Here is a 23674-nt window from a genome sequence, read left to right as displayed (position 1 = left end):
GGTCCAGGCGTGTATCATTCGTGGCGAAGGTTCGGTAGTCGTGCATACAATATAAACGTAATGTTGTAGTTCGTGTTTGCTTGTAGTACTGAAACTGAAATTGTATAGAAGACTCTGTGTAGTGACGAGGTCTGGGCCGTGAGTCAAACGGCCGTCTGACCGCCTGTCAGTAGGTACGGGGCGAACGGTCTTAACGATTTTCAGACCGCAGCGAAAGTGGTCTCGGCGGTCGTCCCCCAGGCTGAGTCGGAACGTAGATCTCGGAGAGGCGCCGACGGCGACTCGACGCGCAACTCACGGATTGTTGTCATTCACGACACCAGAAAGGTTACGTACTTTCGTTCGACATACCCGGGTATGCTTGAGGCATTGACAGGGTCGACCGGACTGCTTGTTCTTGCGGCGCTGGCCGCGTTCGCAGTCGCCGTTATCGCTATTCGCATCGCTATCAAACTCGCTGTCCGCGTCGGCATCGTCGCGGCGGTCGTCCTCGCATCGTACTACACCGCCGGCTATCTGGGCGTGTTCTAGGAGCCGGCAACAGAACGTGGGAGTAGTGTTCGGTTTTCGGACTGGAGCTAGTCGCTTGTGCCATCAGCCGGCTTCGAGACACGGTCTAAGAAGTTCTCGATCAGATCGTGCCCGACGGCGGTGAGCACGCTTTCGGGGTGGAACTGGACGCACTCGATCGGATGGGTGCGGTGGCGAACACCCATCACGAGCGTGTGTCCGTCGTGGTCTGCGGTCGCCGACACCTCAAAGCAGTCGGGAACGTCGTGTGCAACGAGTGAGTGGTACCGGCCCGCGCGAAAGCCGTCCTCAAGTCCGACAAAGACTCCCTCGCCGTCGTGATCGATCGCAGAGGCCTTCCCGTGGATCGGCGCCGGTGCGCGGCCGATCGAGCCACCGTAGGCGTAGACGGCCGCCTCGAGTCCCAGACAGACTCCGAGTGTCGGGATTTCGGGGCTAAGTTCACGAAGGACGTCCATCGTGACGCCGACGTCGCGGTCGTTTTTCGGGTGGCCGGGGCCGGGGCTGACGATGATCGCGTCCGGCTCGGCTGCGCGGATCTCGGACAACGACGCGGTGTTTTTGAACACCGTCGTCTCGGCGTGCTGGCTGACGTACTCGACCAAGTTGTACGTAAACGAGTCGAAGTTGTCGACGAAGACGACGTGCGGGCGGTCGTCTCCACCCGAGACCGTTGCACTCATCGCGACACCTCCGGTTCCGCTGTCGACTCGTCCTCGGCGGCCGACTCGTCCCAGTCTGAAATCTCCTCGACATCTTGCTCGATACGCTCTACGGCGGCGAGAACGCCACCCATCTTCTTCTCGGTCTCCTCGTACTCGGCGGTCGGGTCGCTGTCGGCAACCAGTCCCGCACCCGCGCGGACAGTTATGAGGTCGGTCCCGCTCGCTTGCTCCTCGACGGTCGCCGTCCGGATCACGATCGCGAAGTCAGCGTCGCCGGTCCAGGAGTAGTAGCCGACGCCGCCGCCGTAGAGCCCCCGGGGCTCCGCTTCGAGGTCGTCGATGATCTCCATCGCCCGGATCTTCGGCGCACCCGAGAGCGTCCCGGCCGGGAAGGCGGCCCGAGTCGCATCGAACGCGTCCGCCTCCGCAGCGAGCGTCCCCGTCACGGTCGACTCGATGTGCTGGACGTGGCTGTACTTCAAGACGTTCATGAACTCCTCGACGCGGACCGAGCCGGGTTCGGCGACCCGGCGCACGTCGTTTCGCGCCAGGTCGACCAGCATCGTGTGCTCGGCGCGCTCTTTCCCGTCAGCGAGCATCTCGCCGGCCAGCCGACGGTCCTCGACGGGGCTCGAGCCGCGGTCGCAGGTGCCGGCGATCGGGTTCGAGACGATCCGGCGCCCCTGAACCGAGACGAGCGTCTCGGGGCTGGCACCGACGACCGTGAGATCGTCGTGTGCCAGGAGATACATGTACGGTGAAGGGTTTACCTCCCGCATCGCCTCGTAGAAGCCAAGCGGGTCGACCTCGCCTTCGAGTTCACGTCGGCGAGAGATCACGCCCTGATAGATGTCGCCGTCGAGAACGTGCTCTTTCGCCCGACGAACGCTCTCTTCGTACTCCGCCTGTGGGCCGGCGTATCCCTCTCCTTGCCGGACGAAGCCGCCGGTTTCAGGTTCGTCGGCCGCGGCGAGCGTTTCGGCGACGGCGTCGGCCTCCGCGCGGAGTTCGTCGTAGACCGCGTCGGGATCGTCGTCGGCATCGAGAATCGGCGTGAACGTGAGCGTGATCGACCCATCGCGCTCGTCGAACGCGACCGTCTTGGTCGTAAGCACGAACTGGGCGTCGGGAAAGCGCGAGTCCGGTCGCTGGCGGCCGACCTCGTCGAGCCAGAGGTCGTAGACCGCGTCGTACGCGAGGAAGCCGACCAAGCCGCCCTCTAAGTGTTGGCGGTCGTGCTCGGGGACGTTCGCGAGCCGCACGTCGGGCAGCGCCGCCCGGAGCGAATCGACGGTGTCGCCGTCCGCGCCGTTCGCGAGCAGGTCGACCGGCGCATCCTCGGAGAGCGCCTCGACGTCGGCTCCCTCCGGGCCGACCGTGATCACGGCTTCGGGATCATAGCCAACGTAGGAGAACCGGGCGTGGCGATCGGCGCGTGCCGCGCTGGGACGGAAGGCACCGTCGGGGTCGCTCGAGGCGGTCTTCTCGGCACTCTCGAGGAGGAAGGCATAGGGAGATCGGTCGCGATCGCTGGTCTCCGACCGGCCGGTCAGGGCGGCGTAGGCCGAAAGCGGCGTCGTCTCCACGTCAAGCGTCGCGACGGTTCTGACGACGGCGGGCCGGTCCTCGCGATCACCGGCGTGCTCGCGGAACGCGCTTCGGTCGAGGTCGAGTGTTGGGGAAACCATAGTGAGTCAGGGTTCTGCGCCCGCCGTCTCGCGGCGGGCCTTTGCGTTCGCAACGAACGATCGAACGGCGTCGTGGTCCTTGACGCCGCCGCTCGACTCGACGCCACTGGCGACGTCGACGCCGAACGGGGCCGCCGCTTCGACGGCGTCGGCAACGTTGTCGGAAGTCAGTCCGCCGGCGAGGACGACCGGCGAGTCGAGGTCGGCGGTCTCGTCGCGCGTGCGCTCCCAGTCGTGGGTCTCGCCGGTGCCGCCGCCGCCGTGCTCGTCGGTCGAGTCGACGACGAAGCCGTCGACGACGTCGTCAAAGCGGTTTGCGTCGTCCAGGTCCGCCGCGTCGATCGCGAGCAGGACGTCGACGGGGAGGTTAGCCCGGACCGTGGCGACCGCGTCGGGTTCGATCGCCCCGTGGAGCTGGATCGCATCGGGCTGGATTCGGTCGACTAGCTCGGCGGCTCGCTCGGGATCTCTGGGCATGGTCACCAGCACCGTCGTTACGAACGGTGGTGCACCGGCGGCCAGCTCGCGGGCGCGCTCGACGTCGACCTCCCGGGGTGTCTCGACGGGAACGTCGCAGATGATGCCGACTGCGTCGGCGCCGGCGGCGGCGGCGACCTGCACGTCTGCCGGTTGCGTGATACCACAGACTTTGACCCGGGTCATTGAGCCTCCGGAACTGTGTCGGAGAGTCGGTCGAGCATCGCCGCCGCGTCGCCGGATTCGATCGCCTCGCGGGCGCGATCGGCGCCGGCGTCGAGGGAGTCCGCCTCGCCGGCGACGTAGATCGCCGCACCCGCGTTCGCGAGGATGACCTCGCGCTTGGCGCCGGTCACGTCGCCGGCAACGATACCGCGCAGGTCGGCCGCGTTGTCGGCCGGTGTGCCACCCGCGATATCCTCGATCGCGTGTCGGTCAAGGCCAACGTCGGCCGGTTCGATCTCGTAGGTTTCGACAGCAGATCCATCGACTTCAGCGACGCGAGTCTCACCGTGGATTGCGATTTCGTCGGTCCCGGAGCCGTGGACGACCAGCGCCCGATCGACGTCCATACGCGCGAGCGCGTTCGCGAGCACGGGAACGAGATCGGGATCGTAGACGCCGACGACCTGGGCATCGGCGCCCGCGGGGTTGGTCAGCGGTCCGAGGACGTTGAAGACGGTCCGCATACCGAGTTCCTGTCGCGGACCGATGACGGCCTTCATCGCCGGGTGGAAGACGGGTGCGAGCATGAAGCCGATGCCATCGGACTCGATTGCGGCCTCGACGGCCGACGGTTCGGCCTCGACGTTGACGCCGACCTCCTCGAGTACGTCCGCGCTGCCCGACGAGGAGGAGACGGAGTAGTTCCCGTGTTTGGCGATCGGAACGCCCGCACCCGCCGCCACGATGGCGCTGGTCGTCGAGACGTTGATCGTGTCGTGGTCGTCGCCGCCGGTCCCGCAGGTGTCGACCAGTGGCTCGCGGTCCGGTTCGATCGTCCGCGCCGCCTCACGCATCCCCTCCGCGAAGCCGGCGATCTCGGCTTCGGTCTCGCCTTTCGCGCGCAGTGCCGCGAGCAGGGCGCCGATCTGTGCCTCCGTTGCCTCCTCGAAAACGGCCGTCGAGGCCGCTCTCGCCTCCGCTTGGGAGAGATTCGATCCATCCGTAACGTGTTCGACGTACTCTTTCATTGTGATCCTCGATGTACGGAGTTGTCTTACAATGTCCAAAAGAGTGCATCGACTTAAGGGTACCGAACGGCGCCATGCTGGTGGCTCGCGTACGTCCAGCGATTCGAAACCTTCAATTACGGCGGCGGGCAACGATGAGTTGCGAGATGCGCGCCGCGACGGAGCGCAGAAAACCAGGCGGGTTGGTGGTCTAGTCTGGTTATGACACCTCCTTGACATGGAGGAGGCCGGCAGTTCAAATCTGCCCCAACCCATTTCTGACGACACAACGACGACGAGCGAAGCGTGGCGGGTTAGCGCCACGGAACCGCGAACGGCTTCGCCGTTCGCGAAGCGAGAAGATCGCCGTTGTCAGAGGAACACAGCCCGCAGACACATCCATCATAACTGTTCATCAAATCCGTCAGCAGATATATAGCGTCCTGTGAGAGACGTGAGTTCATGGACGATCCCGAGACAACTGATAGCAATAGCGAGTGGATGCAGCGACGGCGCATCCTGCAGACCGTCGGCGGACTCGGCGCCCTCTCGATCGCCGGCTGCCTCGGCGATGACGACGGTGACGACGAGCCAAACGGCGACGACAGCGACGATACCGAGAACGGAAACGGCGAGGAGCAGCCCTGGGACGAGTACGACGCGCCACCGGAGGACGAGTGGCCGGAGCGCGTCGATACGGAAAACGTCGGGCTCGGCCGCGAACCGCCGGCGAACGCGACGATCCTCTGGGACGGCGACACCGCGACGCTCGACCAGTGGGAGCACTCGACGGCGTCGCCGATGGGCGGCGACGGCGAGGACGGCGACGACGCGATGTGGGTCGAGGAGGACGACCACTTCGAGGTCAACCTCGGGACCGGCGAGATCCGCCCCGAGTGGGACGGCGCCGGCGGCGAGATGGGCGACTGTCACCTCCACATCGAGTGGATGGTCCCCGAGTGGGTCGGCGGCGACGGACAGAGCCGCGGTAACAGCGGCGTCTTCATGATGGAGCGCTACGAGATCCAGGTTCTCGATAACTACGAGAACGAAACCTCGCCCGGGAACGAGGCAGGTTCGTACTACGCCACGGAGCCGACCCTGGCGATGCCGGCCCGGCCGCAGGGCGAGTGGCAAGAGTTCGACATCATCTGGCGCGGCCCGCGATCTGAGGACGGCGAGCTGATCCGCTACCCGCAGCTGACGGTCTTTTTCAACGGCGTTTGCGTGAAGAATCACTTCGACGTTCCGGGCCCGAACTGGGCGGGAATCCACCCCTTCGACCACGATCAGCACGGCCACCACACCGGCGACGACGGCGAGTTCCTAGAACACGTACCCTTCTACCTGCAAGACCACATGGCCGAGAACGACATGGCGTACTTCCGAAATATCTGGTTCTACGACCTCCCCGAGGAGCCGGTCGACCTCGACGATCCAGACGGGATGCCCATGTACGACAGCGCTCACGGAGAAGAGTTCCCGGAGATGGTCGATCCCGGCGGCGTCGGGACGACGGGCGATCCGCCGGGTGACGCCGACGTACTGATCGACGGCGAGGAGACGCTCGCCGCCGGCGACGGCGGCTGGGAGAGCGACGACGAGTACGGCGACTGCCAGGTCCACGTCGAGTGGCAGGCCGACGCCGACGCCGACGCGATGGGACCGTGGCGAAGCAACAGCGGTCTCCAGATCGGTGAGTACGAGATCCAGATTCTCGACACCCACGACAACCCTGTCGACGCAGAAGAGTGGGCCGGCGCCTACACCGATCACGTAGGCCCGTACTACGATGCGGTGCGCGAGTCCGGCGAGTGGCAGGCACTCGATGTCGTCTTCCAGGGACCACGGGACGACGGTCCGGCCCAGATCACCGCCCTGCTCAACGGCATCGTCGTCCAGTCGCGCCTCCGGACCGACGAGCCAAATGCTGGCGACGAGGAGGAAAGTGACCGCTTGATCCGTCTGGCAGAACCACCAGAAGACGGCAGCGACGTTAGCGTCCAGAATACCTGGATCCGGTCGCTCGAGTAAAACCCGACACAGACCGCTTGTAACTGCAATAACGTCCTGTACGGACTGGTTTCTTTGATAGGGGGAGACTACACCTGATTAAAAGCTAACAGAGAGACACCCCGCAAATATTTATCCAAGAATAGTATAATAGCGTCTGTGAACGAACCAACAGACAACCAGTCGCTATCGGCTGAACGACGACGCATCCTCCAATCCGTTGGCGGACTCGGTATCGCAGGCCTCGCCGGCTGTCTCGGTGACGACGACGAGGAGAACGGTGACGACGCAAACGGCGACGACGCCGACGATCCGAACGGCAACGGCGAAGACAACCCGTGGGACGAGTACGACGCGCCCGACGACACGCCGGAGAGTGTCGTCCCCGGCTCGAGCCCGCTTAATGTCGGCGCTGAGGCACCCGAGGACGCGACGATCCTCTGGGACGGCGAGAACGCTACGTTAGACGACTGGGTAGCCTTCGACAGCGGCGGCGAACCCGCCGAGTGGGACGAACACGACGACTACTTCGAAGTCGACCTCGGTACCGGTGACATCAGCACCGAAGAAGAACTCGGAGACTGTCACGTCCACGTCGAGTACCGTGTCCCCGAAGAGTACGAAGGGTTCGTCGACATCGACGAAGGTGGCGACGGTCAGGGGCCAGGTAACAGTGGCGTCTTCCTGATGGAGACCTACGAGGTACAGGTCCTCCAGAGCTACAACAACCCAACGTATCCGTCGGGCTACTCCGGGTCGTTCTACACTGCCGGTGCTGGAGAGGGCGGTGCTGTGCCGAAAGTGCTTCCGGCCAACCCACCAGGCGAGTGGAACGCCTTCGACATCATCTGGCGGAACCCGCGTTTCAACGAGGACAACGAACTGGAACGCTACCCACAGCTGACGGTGTTCTGGAACGGCGTGGCTGTCGTCAATCACTACGACGTGCCAGGTCCGAACTGGTGGGTCGACGTGTTCGAAGACGAGTTCGACAACGACACGAACCCCCATCCGATGGACGACGACGGGAACTTCCTGGATGAGGCGCCACTGCGCCTGCAAGACCACGGCGCCGACTACGACGAGTGTCACTTCCGGAACATCTGGTTCCGCGACCTGCCCGAGTCGCCCGTCGAGGACGGAGACGACGACCTGCCCTACTACGAGAGCACGCGGGGCGTCTGGGAAGAGCGAGACGAGTACGACGGCCACGAGGACTCGTGGGATCCGGACCACCCCGACCAGCCCGATCAGATCGAGCCAGGCACAGAGTCCGGCGCCGCGCCCGAAGACGCCGACGTGCTGATCGACGGCGAGGAGACGCTCGCTGCCGGCGACGGCGACTGGGAGAGCGGCGAGGAGTACGGCGACTGCCAGGTCCACGTCGAGTGGCAGGCCGACGCCGACGCCGACGCGATGGGACCGTGGCGAAGCAACAGCGGCCTCCAGATCGGCGACTACGAGATCCAGATCGTAGACACCGACGACAACCCCGTCGAGGCAGAAGAGTGGGCCGGCGCCTACACCGACCAGGTCGGCCCCGACTGGGACGCCGTCACCGAATCCGGTGAGTGGCAGTCCATGGATGTCATCTTCCAGGGGCCCGGCGACGACCAGGACGCGCAGGCGACCGTTTTCGTCAACGGCGTCATCGTCCAGGCGCGACTCCTCATCGACGAGGCGAACGTCGACGCAGATCACGGAGATATGGAGATCCGGCTGGCCGAGCCACCCGAGGACGGCAGCGACGTCCACTTCCGCAACACCTGGGCTCGCTCGCTGATCCACTGAGCAGTTACGAGCGGTTTTTTATTTTTCGTCCGATAGCGACGCGTCGGACTCCGGCAGGTTCGGAGAGCAAAACGTCAGAACGAGAGCGGAGCGTGTTCGACCCGGTATCCGTCTGCAGTCTCGGCTACGGCCTCGATGGCTCGCAACCGAATCTCTGTCTCCATCTTCGTCATCACCGGGATGTCATAGTGGTCTGCGTCGTAGGGAAGCGACTCGCCGGCCGTCTCCCGTTCGGCGGCGAACTCCCGGTGGCGTTCGAGGCGTGCCCGTCCGATCTCGCGCGCGAGCCTATCGACCGCCGAGAGTCGATCCGCAAAGTGCTCTAAGAGTCCCTCCTCAAGTTCGTAGCCGACCGAGTTTCGCCCGGCGCACATCGCCGCGAGCGTCGTCGTTCCGGTTCCCCAGAAAGGGTCGAGAACGGTGTCGCCGTAGGCAGAGTACATACAGATCAGCCGGTAGGGTATCTCGAGTGGATACGCTCCCGACCGATCGCGAAGCTCCTCGTCGACGGATTCTAACGACTGCAGTTCGCCCCTGACTTCAGTCCAGACGTCGGAGAACCATCGATTTCGCTCTTCCCAGAAGTAGGCGGATTCGTAGCGGCGAGTGGCACCGGGCTCGAACCGGCGCCGATCGCCGCCCTTCCGGAAGACGAGCAGATACTCGTGTTCGAGCGTGACGTACGCGTTCGGCGGGATCATCCCGCTACCCATGAACTTCGCGGCGCTGTTGGCCGGCTTGCGCCAGAGGATGTCCGGAAGCGGATCGAATCCTCGGTCCTCGAACGCTTCGATGATCCGGGCGTGGTTCGGATAGACGCGAAAGCTCCCATCGAGCGTCCGGGTCGCGTCCGCGACGTTGATACAGGCGATACCGCCGTCGACGAGGACGCGCTCGAGTTCGTCCCAGACGCGATCGAGCTGGGCGTGCATCGCTTCGAACGCGAGCGATCCCTCCTCGGCGTCGAGCGCGTCCCCGACGGCTGGGTCGAGCGTCGAAAAGAGGTCGTCCCACATCTCGATCATCGGGTACGGTGGCGACGTGACGACGAGCTCGATCGAGTCGTCGTCGACGGCAGAAAGCGTCCGGGAGTCCCCGACGTGGACGTGGTGGGTCGTCTCCATTGCCAGAGACTGTCGGCGTCGCCACCTTATGCTCTTCGTCCGACAGCGCGGACAGCGAGCACGCTCCGTCCGAGCGCACGCGACCGGCCTGTAAGCGACAGCCGTCGATTACTCTTCGTCCGTCGTGGCTGCCTCGCCGGAGTCGTCGTCCGAGGACGCTTCCTCGTCGGAGTCGGCCTCGTCCTTGTCGTCGGACGTCTCTGCTTGTTCGTCATCCGCCGACTCCTCGTCACCGAAGGTCGCGTCAGTTGCCGGTTCGAACTCCTCGATCGGCTCCCACTCCTCGTCACCGCCCATTCGCCGCCGCAGGAACTCGAACCCGGCAGCGGCGCCGGCGAGCAAGACTAGTGCCGGAATTACTTTCGAGCGCCCCGATTCGGCGTCCGTTTCGGATTCGGTGTCGTCCTCGTCCGACGCTTCGGCTGTGTCGTCTGTCGTGGCTTCCTCGACGGCCTCCGGGGTCTCGATCTCCTCAAGCGGAAGATCCTCGGAGGGGAGGTCACCGCGTCCGAGCAGATAACCGATCGCGACACCGAGTCCTACGAGAGCACTCGCCAGTGAGACCTTCGTCGTGGGGGTCGACCCGCCACCGTCGGCTTCGTCGACGGCCTCGACGATCTGGTCGCGGAATCCAGTTTCCATGCCTCTCTCGACGGCTTCCTTCACGACGAGGGCCGAAATCGACTCCTCGCGCTGTTCCCTATCGGGCATGCACCCACCGACCACGTTCCAATAAATAGTTCTGTGCAACGTTTCGAGTCATTTTGTGCCCGAGTTGTCGCGTATCCGGCGCCTACCGACCTGGACAATTCGGGAAGGATCTGCCTACCGGATCGGGAGACGAGAGTAACAGGGTGGGGGTCAGCGGCGCCGTCCCCGAGCGGCGCCGCAATCACGGCGCTGTGCCGTCACCACGCGGGGATCGAGGAATCGGCCGTTGGGGTAGTATACGCAGGCCACGCGACGGGCAGGATTGCGACGACGCTGATCTCGTTGCGCTCAATAAACACTTGTATAACGAAACAGGGGCTCGATGAGGGGGATGATATGCGCGTTATCCGACAGTCGACGGTGCTCGGCCAAACGACACACCGGCGACTGGTCGGAACGGTCGCCGCAAGCACAGCGGCGATACTCGAGTCTGTGGCCGTCTACAGTTGGTTTCTGCTGCTCGTGCTCAGTACGCGAACGCCGTCGACGGCGCTGGTTGGCCTCGGAATCCTGGTCGTGGGCTGCGTGCTTCGAACCGGTGTCTTCGGCATCTTCGTCGGCGCTGTGGACGAACTGCTACAGCCCGGCCGCGTCGCTCTGGCGGTGTTTCTGGCCGCAGGCTGGGTGAGTTGGCTTTTCGTTGCCGAGTCGATCGGGGGTGCTGCGGGAGTCGTGGTCGCGGGGCTGATCCTCGTCGCTGGGCTGACCGCCCAGTTTTGGCTCGAGCCACGAATTGTCGGCATTCAGACCAAGCGAGGCGGTGTGTTGCCGATGCTCCTCCCGGCAACGCTGCTCGCGCTGGCCGCCTCGATGTTGCTCTCGTCGGTCTGGTTCGTCGAGTGGGCTGTACTGGTTACGCCCCTCGGCCTCGATCCGGAAACGTTTACCCTCGAACTCGAGGCGATTCACCTCGCTGGCGCCGGATTCGTTCTCGTCGCGTTCGCCGCCCACCGATGTCGATTTCGGCGAACGGTCCCCTAGTCGTCGGCACCAACGTTCTGCTCGCTCTCGAATGTCTCGGGATCTGGATCGATGCGGGCGTACTGCACCGCCCGGATGCCAAGCGTCGCCACGCGATCCTCGAGCGACTCGTCGACGAACGAGCCGTCCTCGAACGCCTCGCTCGACCGTGGGACTGCGGCCTCGTGAGGAATCACCCAGGCGTTCAGCGATCGACAGACCGATCGCATGTGCTCGGCGGCGGTGATGGGAAACGAGCCGCCCGCAACCGCAAGCAGGCCGACCGTCTTGCCGGCGAACTCGTCGAATCCGCAGTAGTCGAGGGCGGTCTTCAGCGGCGAGGCGTAGGAGCCGTGATAGACCGGCGATCCCAGGATGATCGCGTCGGCTTCGCGGACGCGCTGGGTCAACTCTGTGGCGTCGCCGGCGTCCTCGACATCGACGTCGGCGTCGTACACCGGCAACTCGAGCGCTCGGAGATCGACGAGGTCGGTCGTCGCGCCGGCGTCGGCTGCGGCCGCAAGCGTCCGAGAGAGTGCTATCCGGGTGTAACTCTCCTCGCGTAAGCTACCACAGAGACCAACGACGTGCGTCGTGCTGGGGCTCATGACGGCCACAACGGCGGGAGCTATCAAATAGGCGGCGACGAGGGCAGGAACGCGGTCGGGTAACCAGCGGCGAAGATCAGCGCCGAAGGCTGGCGACCAGCCCGTCCTCGCCGTCTGTGAGAGAGAGGAGTCCGTCCGACTCGAGATCACGGAGGATGCCACCGAGCCACTCCCGTCCGTGCTCACCGTCCGGCGCGTAGTCGACCCGGATCCGGTGGCCGAGCGTGTCGATTTCGAGTTCGTCGTACTCGCGTAAAGTAGCGATCACCCGACCCCGAAACTGGCGCCGACTGCCCTCGAATTTCGGCTGGGTCGGCACGTCCGGTGCGGTAAAGTCGCCCGTCGCGTAGGCACCACACCACTCGCGCCACGGGCAGCCCGCCTCCTCACAGCGCGGACGTGTCCCACAGACGACGCCGCCCAGCTCCATGATCGCGTTGTTCCAGACCCGCGACTCGCCGGTCGGCAGAAGCTCGTTCGCGGCGCGCTCGAACGCCGCGTCGTCGTCGGGCACGTCGAACGCGCGGTAGCAGACGCGCTCGACGTTGGTGTCGACGACGGCGTCGCCGGCGTTGAACGCGAAGCTTGCGACGGCGTTAGCGGTGTAGGGACCGACGCCCATCAGCTCCTGCAGTTCCGACGGCGTTTCCGGGAAAGACCCATCGTACTCGACTTCCACCTGTGTGGCGGCCTCGTGGAGGTACTTCGCCCGATTGTTGTACCCCAGGCTGTGATCGGTCCAGAAGCCGACGACGTCGGCCCGGTCGGCCGCCGCCAGCTCGGCGGTCGTCGGCCACCGCTCGAGGAACGCACCCCAGGCCTCCTCGACGCGGTCGAGTTGGGTCTGCTGGCTCATCACCTCACAGACGAGAATGGCGTAGGGATCGTCGGTTTGTCGCCAGGGAAACTCCCGGTGGTCGGCCTCGTACCACGCGATCAGCGCCTCGCGCACCGCGTTCAGATCGTCGGGCAGAGACCACTCGGACTCGCTCTCGTCCCGGAGGGTACCATCCTCGACCCCATCCATTCCGTCCCCGTCCACGTCGGTCATCGGCGGGGGTTGGGATGGCGACGCTTTATGAGTGGTGGTCCCGCGGTGACAGTCGGCAGTAGCGTCCCGGCGTCGCAGTCTGGAGCCACCGGCGTCGTCTGCCGACCGAAGCGACCACGAAACCCATAAACGCCGGGCTCGAGTGATCACCGCTATGAGCCTAGACGAGCTGACCGACGAAACGACAGAGCGCTACGCAGCGCTTGGCGACGAGCTGTCCGTGACGCTCGACCGAGAGACCAGAAACGAACTCGCACTGCTCGAAACCGCGCTCGGTCCCGACGAGACCGACGAACTCGTCCGTCGGGCAATCCACATGCTCTTTCAGTCGACCGTCGACACCGGCGCGCTCGATTTCCACCTGCGCTCGGGCTTCGACGTGACCTACGACGAATATCTTTCGGGGATGAGCTACGAGGAGATGTCGGGGGCGAATCAGTATCCGACGATGGACGACGAGCGGCGATACCAGTTCTGAACGCACGTTCACAGAGGACCACGACGTGGGACCGGTCGACTCACTGCAGACGGGCTCGTGTACCGCCCACCCGGTCTCTGCCGTCCGAACGTATCGGGAGACGGATACGACAGCCCGTATCAGCACTCCTCAGGAGACTACTTGAAGGCGACGTCGGGGGACGAGGGGGCCTCGTCCGACTCGGCACCGTCACCGGTCGCCGCGACGTAGGCGACCGTGACGAGGGCGATCGCGAATCCCTGTGCGGCCGCGGTGAGCACGTCGTCGACGACGAGCGCCGCGGTACTCGGCAGAACGGCCCCGAACACGTTGCCGACGATTCCCAGACCGATGAAGGCGCCGAGACAGAGTACGATCACGCCAGCCGTCCCGAGCAGGTTCTCACGGACCACACCGAACGACGACGCGAACGCAGAGAGGAACGAGTCGCCATCAAGTACGACCGCGGCGGCGAAAAACACGAACACGAACGCGACCACCAGTCCCGGAACGATGAAGAACAGTATCCCGATGACGAAGAGGACGCCGAACACGATCCAGCCGACGAACAGGTTGAGCAGTTTCCATCCGAACCCGTCGATCTCTCCGAGCGCTGGGCTGTCACGCCCGTGACCGAAGGCGTTGATAGCGACGACGACGACGACGAGCGAGAGCACGAATCCGAGTACCCACAGAAGAACACCCTGTCCGGCCGAGAGACCGAACGTCAGAGAGATGTCTGCGATAGCCGACTCGAGTTGTCCCTCCAGTTCGGCGAGTTCGTCGGCCGAAAACTCCTCTCGGATCGTCGGATCGTCCAACTGGGTCAGCATCCACTCGAGAAATCCCTGCACGACGGCCTGCGTCGCGATGGTCTGGACGATTCCGACGAGCGTCAACCCTAGAACCACTATCGCGCCGATCGGTGTGAGTAGCCGCTCCCCCGTCTTAGAGAGGACAGTGCCGACTTGGAAAGTCATGTCGAGAAAGTTCTCAGCGAGAGATGATAAAACGTCTAGACAGAACTCCAGTTAGAAACAACGAACGGGTCGACCACATCGCGAAAGCGCTTCCAGAGCCGGTCTCAGTCGTCGATCGGCGCTGCCGTCGACAGCTCTTCGTCGATAGCCGCGTCGGCCATCTTCTCGACTAAGGCGTCGACGACCGCCTCGCGGTTACCCGTCAGGAACTTGATCGAGCCGACGACGAGGTGGCCGCCCCCGGAGACGCCCGCCTCCGGGAGTTCGGCCTGCAGTTCCGAGACCATGTCGGGAATGTCGAGCCGGACGCCGTCGCTTCGAAGGACGGCGAAGTCAGGGCCGTAGCCGACCGTGATTACTGGATCGCCCGTCTCTTCGATCTTGCGGTCGTGGATCTCGCCCGTCGTCTTTCCGGGGGCGGGATACGTAAAGCGGTGGGCGTAGTTCTCGACGTCGATGCGGTAGAGATGCGCACCGTTTTCGAGCGTCTCGTGTTCGACGTGGGGCGTTGCCGCCTCGAGTTGCTCGTCGACCTCCTCTCGAGCGCGGGAGGCGAAGAAGGAGACGAGTTCTCGGTGTCGGTCCTCGTCCTCGCAGTCGACGTTGAGGAGATCACGAATCAGGCGGTCGCCGGCGTCGTAGCGCAGCCAGTAGGCCGCGTAGTCGAGCGCCTCGCTCACGTCTTTGAGGCGCGCTTCGTCGTACCCCTCCTCGGCGGCGAGTGTGAGGTAGTCAGTCATCGCATCGGCCTTCGAGCGGTCCGCGAGGCCAGCGACAGCAGGGACGTGGCGAAGCTCGTTCGTCAGCGTCGGATCGATCATCCGCGCGAGTTCGACACAGCACATCCCGGTCGTGATCCGGTAGTCCTCGTCGTGGAGGTAGGGGTTGACGTGAGCGTCCAAGAGGCCACCGACGGCCTCGGGGTCGGGGTGGTGGTGATCGATGGCGACGATCGGGATGTCGTAGTGAGCCAGCGTCTCGTAGGCCGGAACGTCCTCGGCCGTCGAGCCGTTGTCGAGCATCAACAGGAGCGGGAGCTGCTGGCCGTGGCGCTCGCGGTCTTCGAGCGCGAAGTTCAGGTCTCGCGTGGCGTCTTCCATCTCGTAGAAGGGGGCCTTTGCGGGCAGACGCTTGATGAGGTGTCGCGGCGCATCCGCGTCCGCGTGGACCTCGGCGATGAACCGCTCTAGGGCGATCTGGACCGGGACGGCCGCACACATACCGTCACCGTCTGCGTGGTGACGTACCCGGATGGGGCGTCCCTCGAGGACGGCCCGCCGGAGGAGCGTGGCAACCTCCTCTAGATCATCATGGAGCTTCTCGAAGGCCGGCCAGTCGATCAGCGGCTCGATTTCGTTTGGACGGGCGCGCTCCGAGAGTGCGGTCTCGAGGCGCTCGCGGGCGTCGCGTTCGTCGTCGCCGTCGAGTGCGGACAGTCCGTCGACTTCGATCTGGACTGCTCCCTCGCGGCGCTCGGGCGTCCCGGTGACGCGGACGACGTTGCCAACCTCGACGGAGGGGTAGGCACGGACACCGGCCTCCTCGAAGGCCGCACAGGGGACGACACCCTGCTCGTCGGCTACGTGGAAGATCGTCGGGCCGCCGGTCTGTTTGACCTGGACGACGACGCCTTCGAGGTGGATCTGCTCGCCGACGGTCGCCGAGAGGCGGTCGGTTCCGGTCAGCGTGTAATCGTGGGCGACGGCCTCGACGGTCTCGGGGTCGATGTCGGCGGGCTCGAAGGCGAGATCGCCGTTGTCGCGGACGTCCTCGAGCGTGACGACGAGTTCGTCGCCGACGCCGTACGTGCCCTCGAGAACCGATTCGTGAACGAGACCGGAGACGGAGTCGGAGAGATCGACGAAGACACCGTATTCGACGACACCGTTAATTTCGGCGAGATAGGGAGTGTCAGGCTCGACGTCATCGGCGGTACAGTCGGGAGCGAGATCGTACACGACGGAACCTCCGTCGTCTGCGCCGGAATCCCCGGCGGACTCTGCTGTCATTGTGGCGGGTATTTGCGACGGTCGCGTATAACCCTTGTCAAGACCGCTGTCGGAAGTTCGGCGGCCGAGACGGTGAGAGGGCTACACTCGACAAGCGCGGGTTTCGGAACGTTTAGCAACCGGAAGCTCCGAGGGGGGATATGGGGCTGTTTGACGCGTTGTTTCGCTCGAGTGAGATTCTCGGTATCGCCGAGGAGACCCTCGAGTTCGCACTCGAGTCCTCGGAGGCGACTCACCCCAACGAGTACATGGGGTTTCTCCGAGGAACTGAGGCGAGCCGACTCGGGCTCGAGACGGACGGACTCGTCATCACGGACGTGCTGGTCGTGCCTGGAACCGAGGCCAACAGCGTCAGTGCAACCGTCAGAACGAGCCAGATTCCGAACGACGTGAAGGCGTTGGGAAGCATCCACTCCCATCCGAACGGCGTGATCAGCCCGAGTAGCGCCGACTTGGAGACGTTCGGACGCGGGAGCGTCCACATCATCATCGGCGCACCGTACCGACGAGGCGACTGGCAGGCGTTTGACTCCCAGGGACAGCCAACACAGCTCAACGTGATCGACGTCTCCCTGCCCGACACCGACGAGTTCTTCGACTTTACCCAGGCCGATATCGACGAGGATCTCCGATGACACGAACCGTCGTCGCCCAGGGGACGTTCGACATCCTCCATCCCGGCCACGTCCACTACCTGGAACAGGCCGCCTCGATGGGCGACCGCCTCGTGGTCATCGTCGCCCGCAGAACCAACGTCGAGCACAAGGCGGCGCCGATCTGTCCGGCCAGTCAGCGCCGCGAGGTCGTCGAGGCCCTCGCCGTCGTCGACGAGGCGATTCTGGGCCACGAGGAAGACATTTTCGAGCCGATCGAGCGGATTCAACCGGACGTCATCGCGCTCGGCCACGATCAACACCACGACGATGCGGCGATCGAAGCGGAACTCAACCGACGAGGGATCGACTGCGCCGTCGAGCGGGCCGAGCCCCGCGAGCCCCGATCCGACGAGGAACTCCTCTCGACGCGGTTGATCGTCGATCGCATTCTCGAGCAACGAGAGTAAGGACCGACCGACGGAGTCGATATCACAGGATACCGACACGACCGATCGAATCGATAGCCACGAGGCTGCAGTACGGATGGTGCTCAATGGGCGGGAAATTCGGGAACTAGAAAGAAGGAATTATTGCCGGTTTCTTGGAAGGTCACCGGCGGACATTCGACAGAGAAGGACTGAAGACAAAGAGCGGTTTCACGAGCAGTCAAAGAAGCGGACATTGTTTCCCCTACCTGCCTCAAAGTCCCAAAATTGCCAGGTAGAGGCGCTGAAATCCGCAGCCTTTTGAGTGTGGAGCGGCCAATTCCGTTCATGCCAACAACACGAACGCGACGCGCGTTTCTCGGCGGGGCTGCCGGTGCCGGTGCCCTCGCACTTGCAGGCTGCGTATCGGATCTGAGCGGTGACGACGACGCCTACGAAATCTGGGCACTCGACCAGGGGATGGACAACATCCACATCTACGAGCCCAATGGTGACGACGAGTTCGAGAACGTCGAGACGCTCGATCTCAACGACCTCGAGGGCGTCCCAGACTCGGGCGTCGTCCCGCACATGATCGACTACAGCTCGGACTACGAGTACGCCGCCATCGCCTGTACGGCTGGCGCGCGCACGCTCGTCTTCCGCACCGAAGACCACGAGCTCGTCGGCAACATCGAGACCGGCGCGGGCTCGCACATGGCTGCCTTCTCCCCCGATGACGACTACATCCACGTCGACGTCATCGGCGAGGGCGAGATCGCCCGCGTCGAGGCCGACCTGGACGACGAGGAGTTCGAGCAGGTCGACTCGATCGACGTGCTCGAGGACGAGACGGTTCAGGACGCCGGCATCGAGGCCGGCTCCCCGATCTGCCACCAGTGGGACGGCAACGGCCGCACGCTGCACACGCTCGGCCCGAGCTACCACGACGGCGCGCTCGTCATCGTCGACCACGACGAGTTCACGGTCGACCGCGCCTACTCCGGCGACGAGCTGCCGACCAACTGTGGCACGATGCCCCACCCCGACGAGGACAAGTTCTACCTGACCGCCGGTCTCCCGACGCCGACCGACGACGGCGAGCCAACCGGTGAGGATGGTGTCGGTGCCTACTACGTCTACGACACCGACGCAGACGAGGTCGTCGTCGACGGCGAAAGCACCGAAGGCATCGACGCACACGGCTTCTGGTTCACCCCCGACGGTGAGGAGCTGTGGGTGCTCAACCGCGAGACGAACGATGGCGTGATCGTCGACCCCGAGACGGACGAGGTCATCGAGGAGATCGACGCCTACGGTGAGAACCAGTCCGACGAGAACGCCGACCGTGACGCGCCCGACATCATGTGGGCCTCGCCGGACGGCGAGTACATGTTCGTGAGCCTCCGTGGCCCCGAACCGGTCTCGGGCGACCCCCACGCCGCGACCGGCGTGACGCCCGGCTTCTCGGTGCTCGACATCGAGAGCCGTGAGATCGTCGCGACGATCGAGCCCGACCCGATCGACGACTACGACGCCGACGAGATCGAGGACGAAGACGTATCGTCGCCTGACTTCCACGGAATCGGCGTCTGCGTCGTCGGCGACTACGAGAGCGAGATTCCGAACTCGCCGCCGTTCTAAGGAGTCTGCGTATGCGGACCGCGAACTGAATCCACTTTTCAGCAGCCACCAACCAGCACCGGCACTGGCGGTGTTTGGAGCGGTTCCAGCTCAGAGCGTCGCCGATACACCCGAATCAGTTTTTCGCGACCAGCGGCGGCGGGAGCGGTAAGGAATCGATTGTGTGACCGGTTTCGACGAAGTGATCGATCGCCTGCTGTGAGACCTCGCGTTCGGTGACACCATTGGCGGTACTGGCCCGCCACCCGCACTCGAGACAGTATTTTTTCATATCGCTCTACTCACTCTCCGGGAACTGACTCCGAAACTCCGGTGCACGATATCGAAAGCACGACACTCCGTCTCGAGCAAAAAAGAGACCAATAACCGACCGGCGCCGTCACCGCAGCCGCTTCAGTCGCGCGTGAGGCCAGGATTGGTCACGGCCCCGTTCGACGCCGAATCGAAGTCGCGACAGTACTTCGCCAGCACGCCGCCGTCGTAGTTCGGCTCGGGTTGCTCCCACGCCTCCTGGCGCTCGGCCAGTTCGTCCTCGCTCAGGTCGACTTCGAGGGTGCGCGCGTCGACGTCGATCCGGATCTCGTCGCCGTCCTCGAGCAGACCGATGGTGCCGCCGACGAAGGCTTCGGGGGCGACGTGGCCGATCACGAGCCCGCGCGAGCCACCCGAGAACCGGCCGTCGGTGATCAGGGCGACGTCCTCGGCGTGGCCCTGCCCGGCGACCGCGCTCGTGACGCCGAGCATCTCACGCATTCCGGGGCCGCCTCGGGGCCCCTCACCGCGGACGACGAGGACGTCGCCGGTGTCGACCTCCCCGCTCTGGACGTAGGCCATGGCGTTTTCTTCCTCCTCGAAGACGCGGACGGGACCCTCGTGGACGATGTCGTCGTCCTCGGCGGTCACCTTGAGGACCGCGCCGTCGGGCGCGAGGTTGCCCGTCAGAATGCGGATCGCGCCCTCCTCCTCCTTGGGGTCGTTGACCGGATAGAGGAAGTCGGCCTCGATTTCGTCGTCTCCCGGGAGGTCCCCTGCTGCCTCGAGTTCGGCCAACTCCTCCTCGATCGTCCGCCCCGTCACAGTCATCGCGTCGCCGTGGAAGAGGTCGGCCTCGAGCAGGCGGCGGATGACGACCGGAACGCCGCCTAACTCGTGGAGGTCGTTCATCACGCTGTCGCCGCCGGGTTGCATGTCCGCGATCTTCGGCGTCCGCTGGGAGATTTCGTCGAAGTCACCGATCTCGAGATCGACGCCGGCCTCGCGGGCGAGGGCAAGCAGGTGGAGGACGCCGTTGGTCGAGCCGCCGATAGCGGTTTGGAGGGCGATCGCGTTCTCGAAGGACTTTCGCGAGAGGATGTCGGAGGGGCGACGATCCTCCTCGACGACCTCGACGGCGAGCTCGCCGGCGCGGTGGGCGACCGCGTAGCGCTCGTCGTCCTCGGCCGGCGCGGAGGCGCTGCCAAGCGGCGCCATCCCGAGGGCCTCGGAGATCGAGGCCATCGTGTTCGCGGTGAACATGCCGCCACAGGAGCCCGCGCCGGGGCAGGCGTTTCGTTCGAGCTCGTCGAGTTCGTCGGCGTCCATCTCGCCGGTCGCGTAGGTGCCGACACCCTCGAAGACCTGGACGATGGTGACGTCCCGGCCGTCGTGCTGGCCGGGCATGATCGAGCCGCCATAGAGGAAGACGGAGGGGAGATCGGTGCGGATCGAAGCCATCAACATTCCGGGAAGGTTCTTGTCGCAGCCCGCGACGGTGACGAGGCCGTCCATGCGCTCGCCGAAGCTGACGAGTTCGACACTGTCGGCGATCACTTCGCGGGAGATCAGCGACGCCTTCATTCCCTCCGTCCCCATGGAAATCGCGTCGGAGATGGTGATCGTCCCGAACTCGATCGGCATACCCCCGGTCTCGTCGACGCCCTCGATCGCCGCATCGGCGACGTCGTCTAAGTGGACGTTACAGGGCGTGATGTCGGCGGCGGGGTTTGGCACGCCGATCATCGGCGCGCCGAAGTCCTCGTCGTCGAAGCCCATCGCACGGAACATCGCCCGGTGGGGCGCCTTCTCGGCGCCCTCGGTCACGTCCCGGCTCTGCAGTCGGTCGTCCTTGCCGTGGTCGAACGGGTCGCTGCTCATACGCTCACCTGTGCGTGAGGGGTGATAAGTCACCCTTTCTCTCCCGCACGCCGGGATCACAGTCGTCGACATTCCACCGAACAGTCTGGCCCGAAACGGATCCGTCCGGCACCGCAAACCGACACCCCTTGCCACCGTCGAAACCCCCTTGCCGACGGCTCCAAAACCGAGAGGCATGGCGACCGTCAGCGCCGGCGCCCGGCTCCACGTCGGCTTTCAGAATCTCTCGCTGGCCCGTGACCGCCTCTACGGCGGTATCGGTGTGGGACTCGCAGCGCCCCGCATCACGGTCAGCGCCGAGCCCGACACCGAGGTGACCGGAAGCGGGGCGCTCGCAACCTCGTATGCTCGTCGTGCCACCGACATCCTCGACGTACCGGGAGTCAGGGTCGACGTCGAAGCGCGGTTCCCGCGCCACGTCGGCCTGGGAAGTGGCACCCAACTCGCACTGTCGGTGCTGGCCGCGACGGCCGCGACCTACGACCTCGAACCGCGAGTTCGTGAGCGTGCACCCGCCATGGGCCGGGGTGGACGCAGCGGCGTCGGCGTCGCGACCTTCGAGGCGGGAGGCTTCGTCGTCGACGCGGGCCACCCGACCGGCCGATTCACGACCGATCCACCCGCGGAGGGCGACTGGACGGTCCCCCCGGTCGTCGCCCGACACGAACTGCCGACCGACTGGCGGTTCGTCGTGACGATTCCCGCGGCTGATCCGGGCCGCAGCGGCGACGGTGAGGACGAGAGTATCCGATCGGTTGTCGAGCGCGCCGATCCGGGCGTCGCCGACGAAATCGCCCGGATCGTGACCGGGCAGCTGCTGCCGGCCGCGACGGAAGGCGACCTCGAGCCCTTCGGGGACGCGGTAGCGGCGATCGGCCGCAAGAACGGCGCGTGGTACGCCGACGCCCAGGGCGGCGTTTACCGACCGCCCGCCGGCGAACTGGTCGCAACACTCGAGACAAGCCCTGTCCTCACCGGCGTCGGCCAGTCGTCGTGGGGACCCGTCGTCTACGGCGTCACCGACGAGCGCCACGCCGAGGAGGCCCGCGAGGCCGCTCGCCTGGCCCTCGAGGAGCGTGGCCTCGAGGGAGAGGTGTTCGTCGCCGAACCGTCTCGGGCGGGCGCGCGAATCGAGGACTGAATCAGGAGAGGCGCCGGGACTGCGACGAAGCTCGAAGATTTTTGCGTCCCGACGCCGTACCGGCGGGCATGCAATTTTGCGACGACTGCGGCTCGATGATGCGAGCCGAGGGCGAGCGTATGGTCTGTGCGAACGACGACTGCGGCGGTGAGACGGAACGCGACCGAGAGGCCGAGTCGGCGTTCGTCTCGACGGAGACCCAGACCGACGACGACGTGATCGAATCCAGCGAGGAGGCGAACTTCGAGGGGAAGCCGATCGCTACGGACGTCCGCTGTGAGGAGTGTGGGACCGAAGAGGCGTGGTACACGATCAAGCAGACGGCTTCTGCCGACGAGCCGCCGACGCGGTTTTTCAAGTGCACCGAGTGCGGATATCGGTGGCGTGAGTACAACTGAACGGGCCACGTGCGATCGATCCCGCGATCGCCGAACGACGTTTAGGGCTCGGAACCCAACGAGAGGTGATGACAGAGATAGCCAGTGACCGGTACGAGGTGGCCGTCGTGGGCGGCGGTCCAGCCGGCCTGACGGCAGCGCTGTATACGACCCGGCTCGGCCACGAGACGGCGGTCTTCGATCGCGGGGGCGGCCGCGCCGCGATGATGCAGGATACTCACAACGTGATCGGCATCCCCGAGACCGTCTCCGGGAAGGAATTCCTCGAAACCGCACGCGAGCAGGTCCAGTCCTACGGCGCTGACTACCGCCGGACGTTCGTGACCGACATCGGTCGGGACGAGGATGGGTTCACACTCGAGACCGACGACGGGACGATCCGCGCCGATCGCGTCGTGATCGCGACCGGCTTCTCGGACGGGCGCCCGGAGCCGCCGCTGCCCCGGACCGGGCGAGGACTCCACTACTGCCTGTACTGTGACGCGTACATGTTCGTCGACGAGCCGGTCTACGTGATGGGGCAGGGCGAGAGCGCCGCGACTGTCGCGATGATCATGCTCAACTTCACCGACCAGGTCGACCTCCTGCTTCAGGGGGAGGAGCCGACGTGGAGCGAAGAGACCGACGAGCAGCTCGCGAATCATCCCGTCAAGGTCGTGAGCGAGGCGGTGACCGGCGTCCAAAACGGCGAGGACGGCTGGCTTGAGTCGATGACCTTCGAGGATGGCACCACTCGCGAGTACGCCGGCGGGTTCGCGATGTGTGGCGCCGAGTACAACAGCGACCTCGCGGCCTCGCTGGGCGCCGAACTCGAGGACGACGGCACCGTCGCCGCCGACGAACACGGGAGGACGTCGGTCGACGGGCTGTACGCCGTCGGCGACCTCACGCCCGGCTCTAACCAGATTCCGATCGCGATGGGCGAGGGCGCAAAAACCGGCATCGCCATCCACCGCGAACTCCGAACGTTCCCGAAATCGATCGAGGAGATCGATGCCGAGGGAGCAGTCGAGGCCGCGGACGTACCGGCTATCTCTGCAGAACTCCGTCGGCGGGCAGCGGCCCACTCGTCTGCTGAGGGCGACTGACTGAGGGGGTTA

The 23674-nt window shown here is 65.0% G+C and carries 23 protein-coding genes and 1 tRNA gene; 12 read left to right on the top strand and 12 right to left on the bottom strand.

Annotation, left to right across the window (positions count from 1 at the left end):
* Nucleotides 1-357: 357 nt before the first annotated feature.
* Nucleotides 358-531: a hypothetical protein gene (locus OB905_01490; protein MCU4924659.1), complete on the top strand. Its 174-nt coding sequence runs from the start codon at nucleotides 358-360 to the stop codon at nucleotides 529-531.
* 47 nt (nucleotides 532-578) lie between these two features.
* On the opposite strand, the gene OB905_01485 is transcribed toward OB905_01490, so the two are convergent.
* Genes OB905_01485 through trpD form a run of 4 tightly spaced genes read right to left on the bottom strand, consistent with a single transcriptional unit; the run spans nucleotide 579 to nucleotide 4554 of the window.
* The gene (locus OB905_01485; GenBank protein ID MCU4924658.1) at nucleotides 579-1214 is read right to left on the bottom strand and encodes an aminodeoxychorismate/anthranilate synthase component II; all 636 of its coding nucleotides are present in this window, start codon (nucleotides 1212-1214) and stop codon (nucleotides 579-581) included.
* On the bottom strand, nucleotides 1211-2884 hold the full coding sequence (trpE, locus tag OB905_01480; protein MCU4924657.1) for an anthranilate synthase component I: 1674 nt from the start codon (nucleotides 2882-2884) through the stop codon (nucleotides 1211-1213). The genes OB905_01485 and trpE overlap by 4 nt, the downstream gene beginning before the upstream one ends.
* Before the next feature lie 6 nt (nucleotides 2885-2890).
* Nucleotides 2891-3547: a phosphoribosylanthranilate isomerase gene (locus OB905_01475; protein MCU4924656.1), complete on the bottom strand. Its 657-nt coding sequence runs from the start codon at nucleotides 3545-3547 to the stop codon at nucleotides 2891-2893.
* Nucleotides 3544-4554 carry an anthranilate phosphoribosyltransferase gene (gene trpD, locus OB905_01470; GenBank protein ID MCU4924655.1) on the bottom strand — a complete coding sequence of 337 codons (1011 nt, stop codon included), beginning with the start codon at nucleotides 4552-4554 and terminating at the stop codon, nucleotides 3544-3546. Before trpD ends, OB905_01475 begins: the two co-directional genes overlap by 4 nt.
* Before the next feature lie 179 nt (nucleotides 4555-4733).
* On the opposite strand from trpD, the gene OB905_01465 reads away from it, so the two are divergent.
* The 3 genes from OB905_01465 (at nucleotide 4734) to OB905_01455 (ending at nucleotide 8337) form a co-directional block, all read left to right on the top strand.
* A tRNA-Val gene (locus tag OB905_01465) sits at nucleotides 4734-4808 on the top strand.
* Nucleotides 4809-4995: 187 nt separating this feature from the next.
* A complete protein-coding gene (locus OB905_01460) occupies nucleotides 4996-6567 on the top strand; it encodes a DUF1080 domain-containing protein (protein MCU4924654.1) in 1572 nt (523 codons plus the stop codon).
* A gap of 138 nt (nucleotides 6568-6705) precedes the next feature.
* A complete protein-coding gene (locus OB905_01455; GenBank protein ID MCU4924653.1) occupies nucleotides 6706-8337 on the top strand; it encodes a DUF1080 domain-containing protein in 1632 nt (543 codons plus the stop codon).
* 74 nt (nucleotides 8338-8411) lie between these two features.
* Here the strand turns inward: OB905_01455 and OB905_01450 are convergent, their stop codons facing one another.
* Together OB905_01450 and OB905_01445 are read right to left on the bottom strand one after the other, a co-directional pair.
* A complete protein-coding gene (locus OB905_01450) occupies nucleotides 8412-9461 on the bottom strand; it encodes a site-specific DNA-methyltransferase (GenBank protein ID MCU4924652.1) in 1050 nt (349 codons plus the stop codon).
* A 108-nt stretch (nucleotides 9462-9569) separates the two neighbouring features.
* The gene (locus tag OB905_01445) at nucleotides 9570-10172 is read right to left on the bottom strand and encodes a hypothetical protein (protein MCU4924651.1); all 603 of its coding nucleotides are present in this window, start codon (nucleotides 10170-10172) and stop codon (nucleotides 9570-9572) included.
* Nucleotides 10173-10508: 336 nt separating this feature from the next.
* Here OB905_01445 and OB905_01440 point away from each other — a divergent pair, with 336 nt between their 5' ends.
* Entirely contained in the window at nucleotides 10509-11153 is a 645-nt protein-coding gene (locus OB905_01440; protein MCU4924650.1) for a hypothetical protein, read from the top strand.
* Here the strand turns inward: OB905_01440 and OB905_01435 are convergent.
* Both OB905_01435 and OB905_01430 read right to left on the bottom strand, forming a co-directional pair.
* Nucleotides 11150-11740, bottom strand: coding sequence for an NAD(P)H-dependent oxidoreductase (locus tag OB905_01435; GenBank protein MCU4924649.1), 591 nt, complete (start codon nucleotides 11738-11740; stop codon nucleotides 11150-11152). The genes OB905_01440 and OB905_01435 overlap by 4 nt on opposite strands.
* 76 nt (nucleotides 11741-11816) lie before the next feature.
* Complete coding sequence (locus OB905_01430) at nucleotides 11817-12767, bottom strand: A/G-specific adenine glycosylase (GenBank protein MCU4924648.1); 951 nt, start codon at nucleotides 12765-12767, stop codon at nucleotides 11817-11819.
* 178 nt (nucleotides 12768-12945) lie between these two features.
* Here OB905_01430 and OB905_01425 point away from each other — a divergent pair, with 178 nt between their 5' ends.
* Nucleotides 12946-13269 (top strand): hypothetical protein, encoded by a 324-nt coding sequence (locus OB905_01425; GenBank protein ID MCU4924647.1) that lies wholly within the window; start codon nucleotides 12946-12948, stop codon nucleotides 13267-13269.
* Nucleotides 13270-13406: 137 nt separating this feature from the next.
* Here the strand turns inward: OB905_01425 and OB905_01420 are convergent, their stop codons facing one another.
* On the bottom strand, nucleotides 13407-14228 hold the full coding sequence (locus OB905_01420; protein MCU4924646.1) for a hypothetical protein: 822 nt from the start codon (nucleotides 14226-14228) through the stop codon (nucleotides 13407-13409).
* Between the two features lie 104 nt (nucleotides 14229-14332).
* A complete protein-coding gene (locus OB905_01415) occupies nucleotides 14333-16237 on the bottom strand; it encodes an OB-fold nucleic acid binding domain-containing protein (protein ID MCU4924645.1) in 1905 nt (634 codons plus the stop codon).
* 140 nt (nucleotides 16238-16377) lie between these two features.
* Here OB905_01415 and OB905_01410 point away from each other — a divergent pair, with 140 nt between their 5' ends.
* The 3 genes from OB905_01410 (at nucleotide 16378) to OB905_01400 (ending at nucleotide 18902) form a co-directional block, all read left to right on the top strand.
* Nucleotides 16378-16872, top strand: a complete 495-nt coding sequence (locus OB905_01410; GenBank protein MCU4924644.1) for a Mov34/MPN/PAD-1 family protein — start codon at nucleotides 16378-16380, stop codon at nucleotides 16870-16872.
* Entirely contained in the window at nucleotides 16869-17300 is a 432-nt protein-coding gene (locus tag OB905_01405; protein ID MCU4924643.1) for an FAD synthase, read from the top strand. Before OB905_01410 ends, OB905_01405 begins: the two co-directional genes overlap by 4 nt.
* A gap of 306 nt (nucleotides 17301-17606) precedes the next feature.
* Nucleotides 17607-18902, top strand: a complete 1296-nt coding sequence (locus tag OB905_01400) for a cell surface protein (GenBank protein ID MCU4924642.1) — start codon at nucleotides 17607-17609, stop codon at nucleotides 18900-18902.
* 115 nt (nucleotides 18903-19017) lie between these two features.
* Here OB905_01400 and OB905_01395 read toward each other — a convergent pair whose 3' ends face one another.
* Nucleotides 19018-19173 carry a hypothetical protein gene (locus tag OB905_01395; GenBank protein MCU4924641.1) on the bottom strand — a complete coding sequence of 52 codons (156 nt, stop codon included), beginning with the start codon at nucleotides 19171-19173 and terminating at the stop codon, nucleotides 19018-19020.
* A gap of 122 nt (nucleotides 19174-19295) precedes the next feature.
* Nucleotides 19296-21035 (bottom strand): dihydroxy-acid dehydratase, encoded by a 1740-nt coding sequence (gene ilvD / locus OB905_01390; protein MCU4924640.1) that lies wholly within the window; start codon nucleotides 21033-21035, stop codon nucleotides 19296-19298.
* A 175-nt stretch (nucleotides 21036-21210) separates the two neighbouring features.
* Between ilvD and OB905_01385 the strand changes: the two genes are divergently transcribed.
* From OB905_01385 to OB905_01375, 3 genes are all read left to right on the top strand, one after another.
* The gene (locus tag OB905_01385) at nucleotides 21211-22176 is read left to right on the top strand and encodes a GHMP kinase (protein MCU4924639.1); all 966 of its coding nucleotides are present in this window, start codon (nucleotides 21211-21213) and stop codon (nucleotides 22174-22176) included.
* Nucleotides 22177-22244: 68 nt separating this feature from the next.
* Nucleotides 22245-22574: a transcription factor S gene (locus OB905_01380; protein MCU4924638.1), complete on the top strand. Its 330-nt coding sequence runs from the start codon at nucleotides 22245-22247 to the stop codon at nucleotides 22572-22574.
* A gap of 68 nt (nucleotides 22575-22642) precedes the next feature.
* The gene (locus OB905_01375; protein MCU4924637.1) at nucleotides 22643-23662 is read left to right on the top strand and encodes an NAD(P)/FAD-dependent oxidoreductase; all 1020 of its coding nucleotides are present in this window, start codon (nucleotides 22643-22645) and stop codon (nucleotides 23660-23662) included.
* Nucleotides 23663-23674: the final 12 nt, after the last annotated feature.

This window comes from Halobacteria archaeon AArc-dxtr1 (assembly GCA_025517425.1).
Taxonomy (GTDB): domain Archaea; phylum Halobacteriota; class Halobacteria; order Halobacteriales; family Natrialbaceae; genus Halostagnicola.
This window is presented reverse-complemented; position numbering and strand designations above follow the sequence as displayed.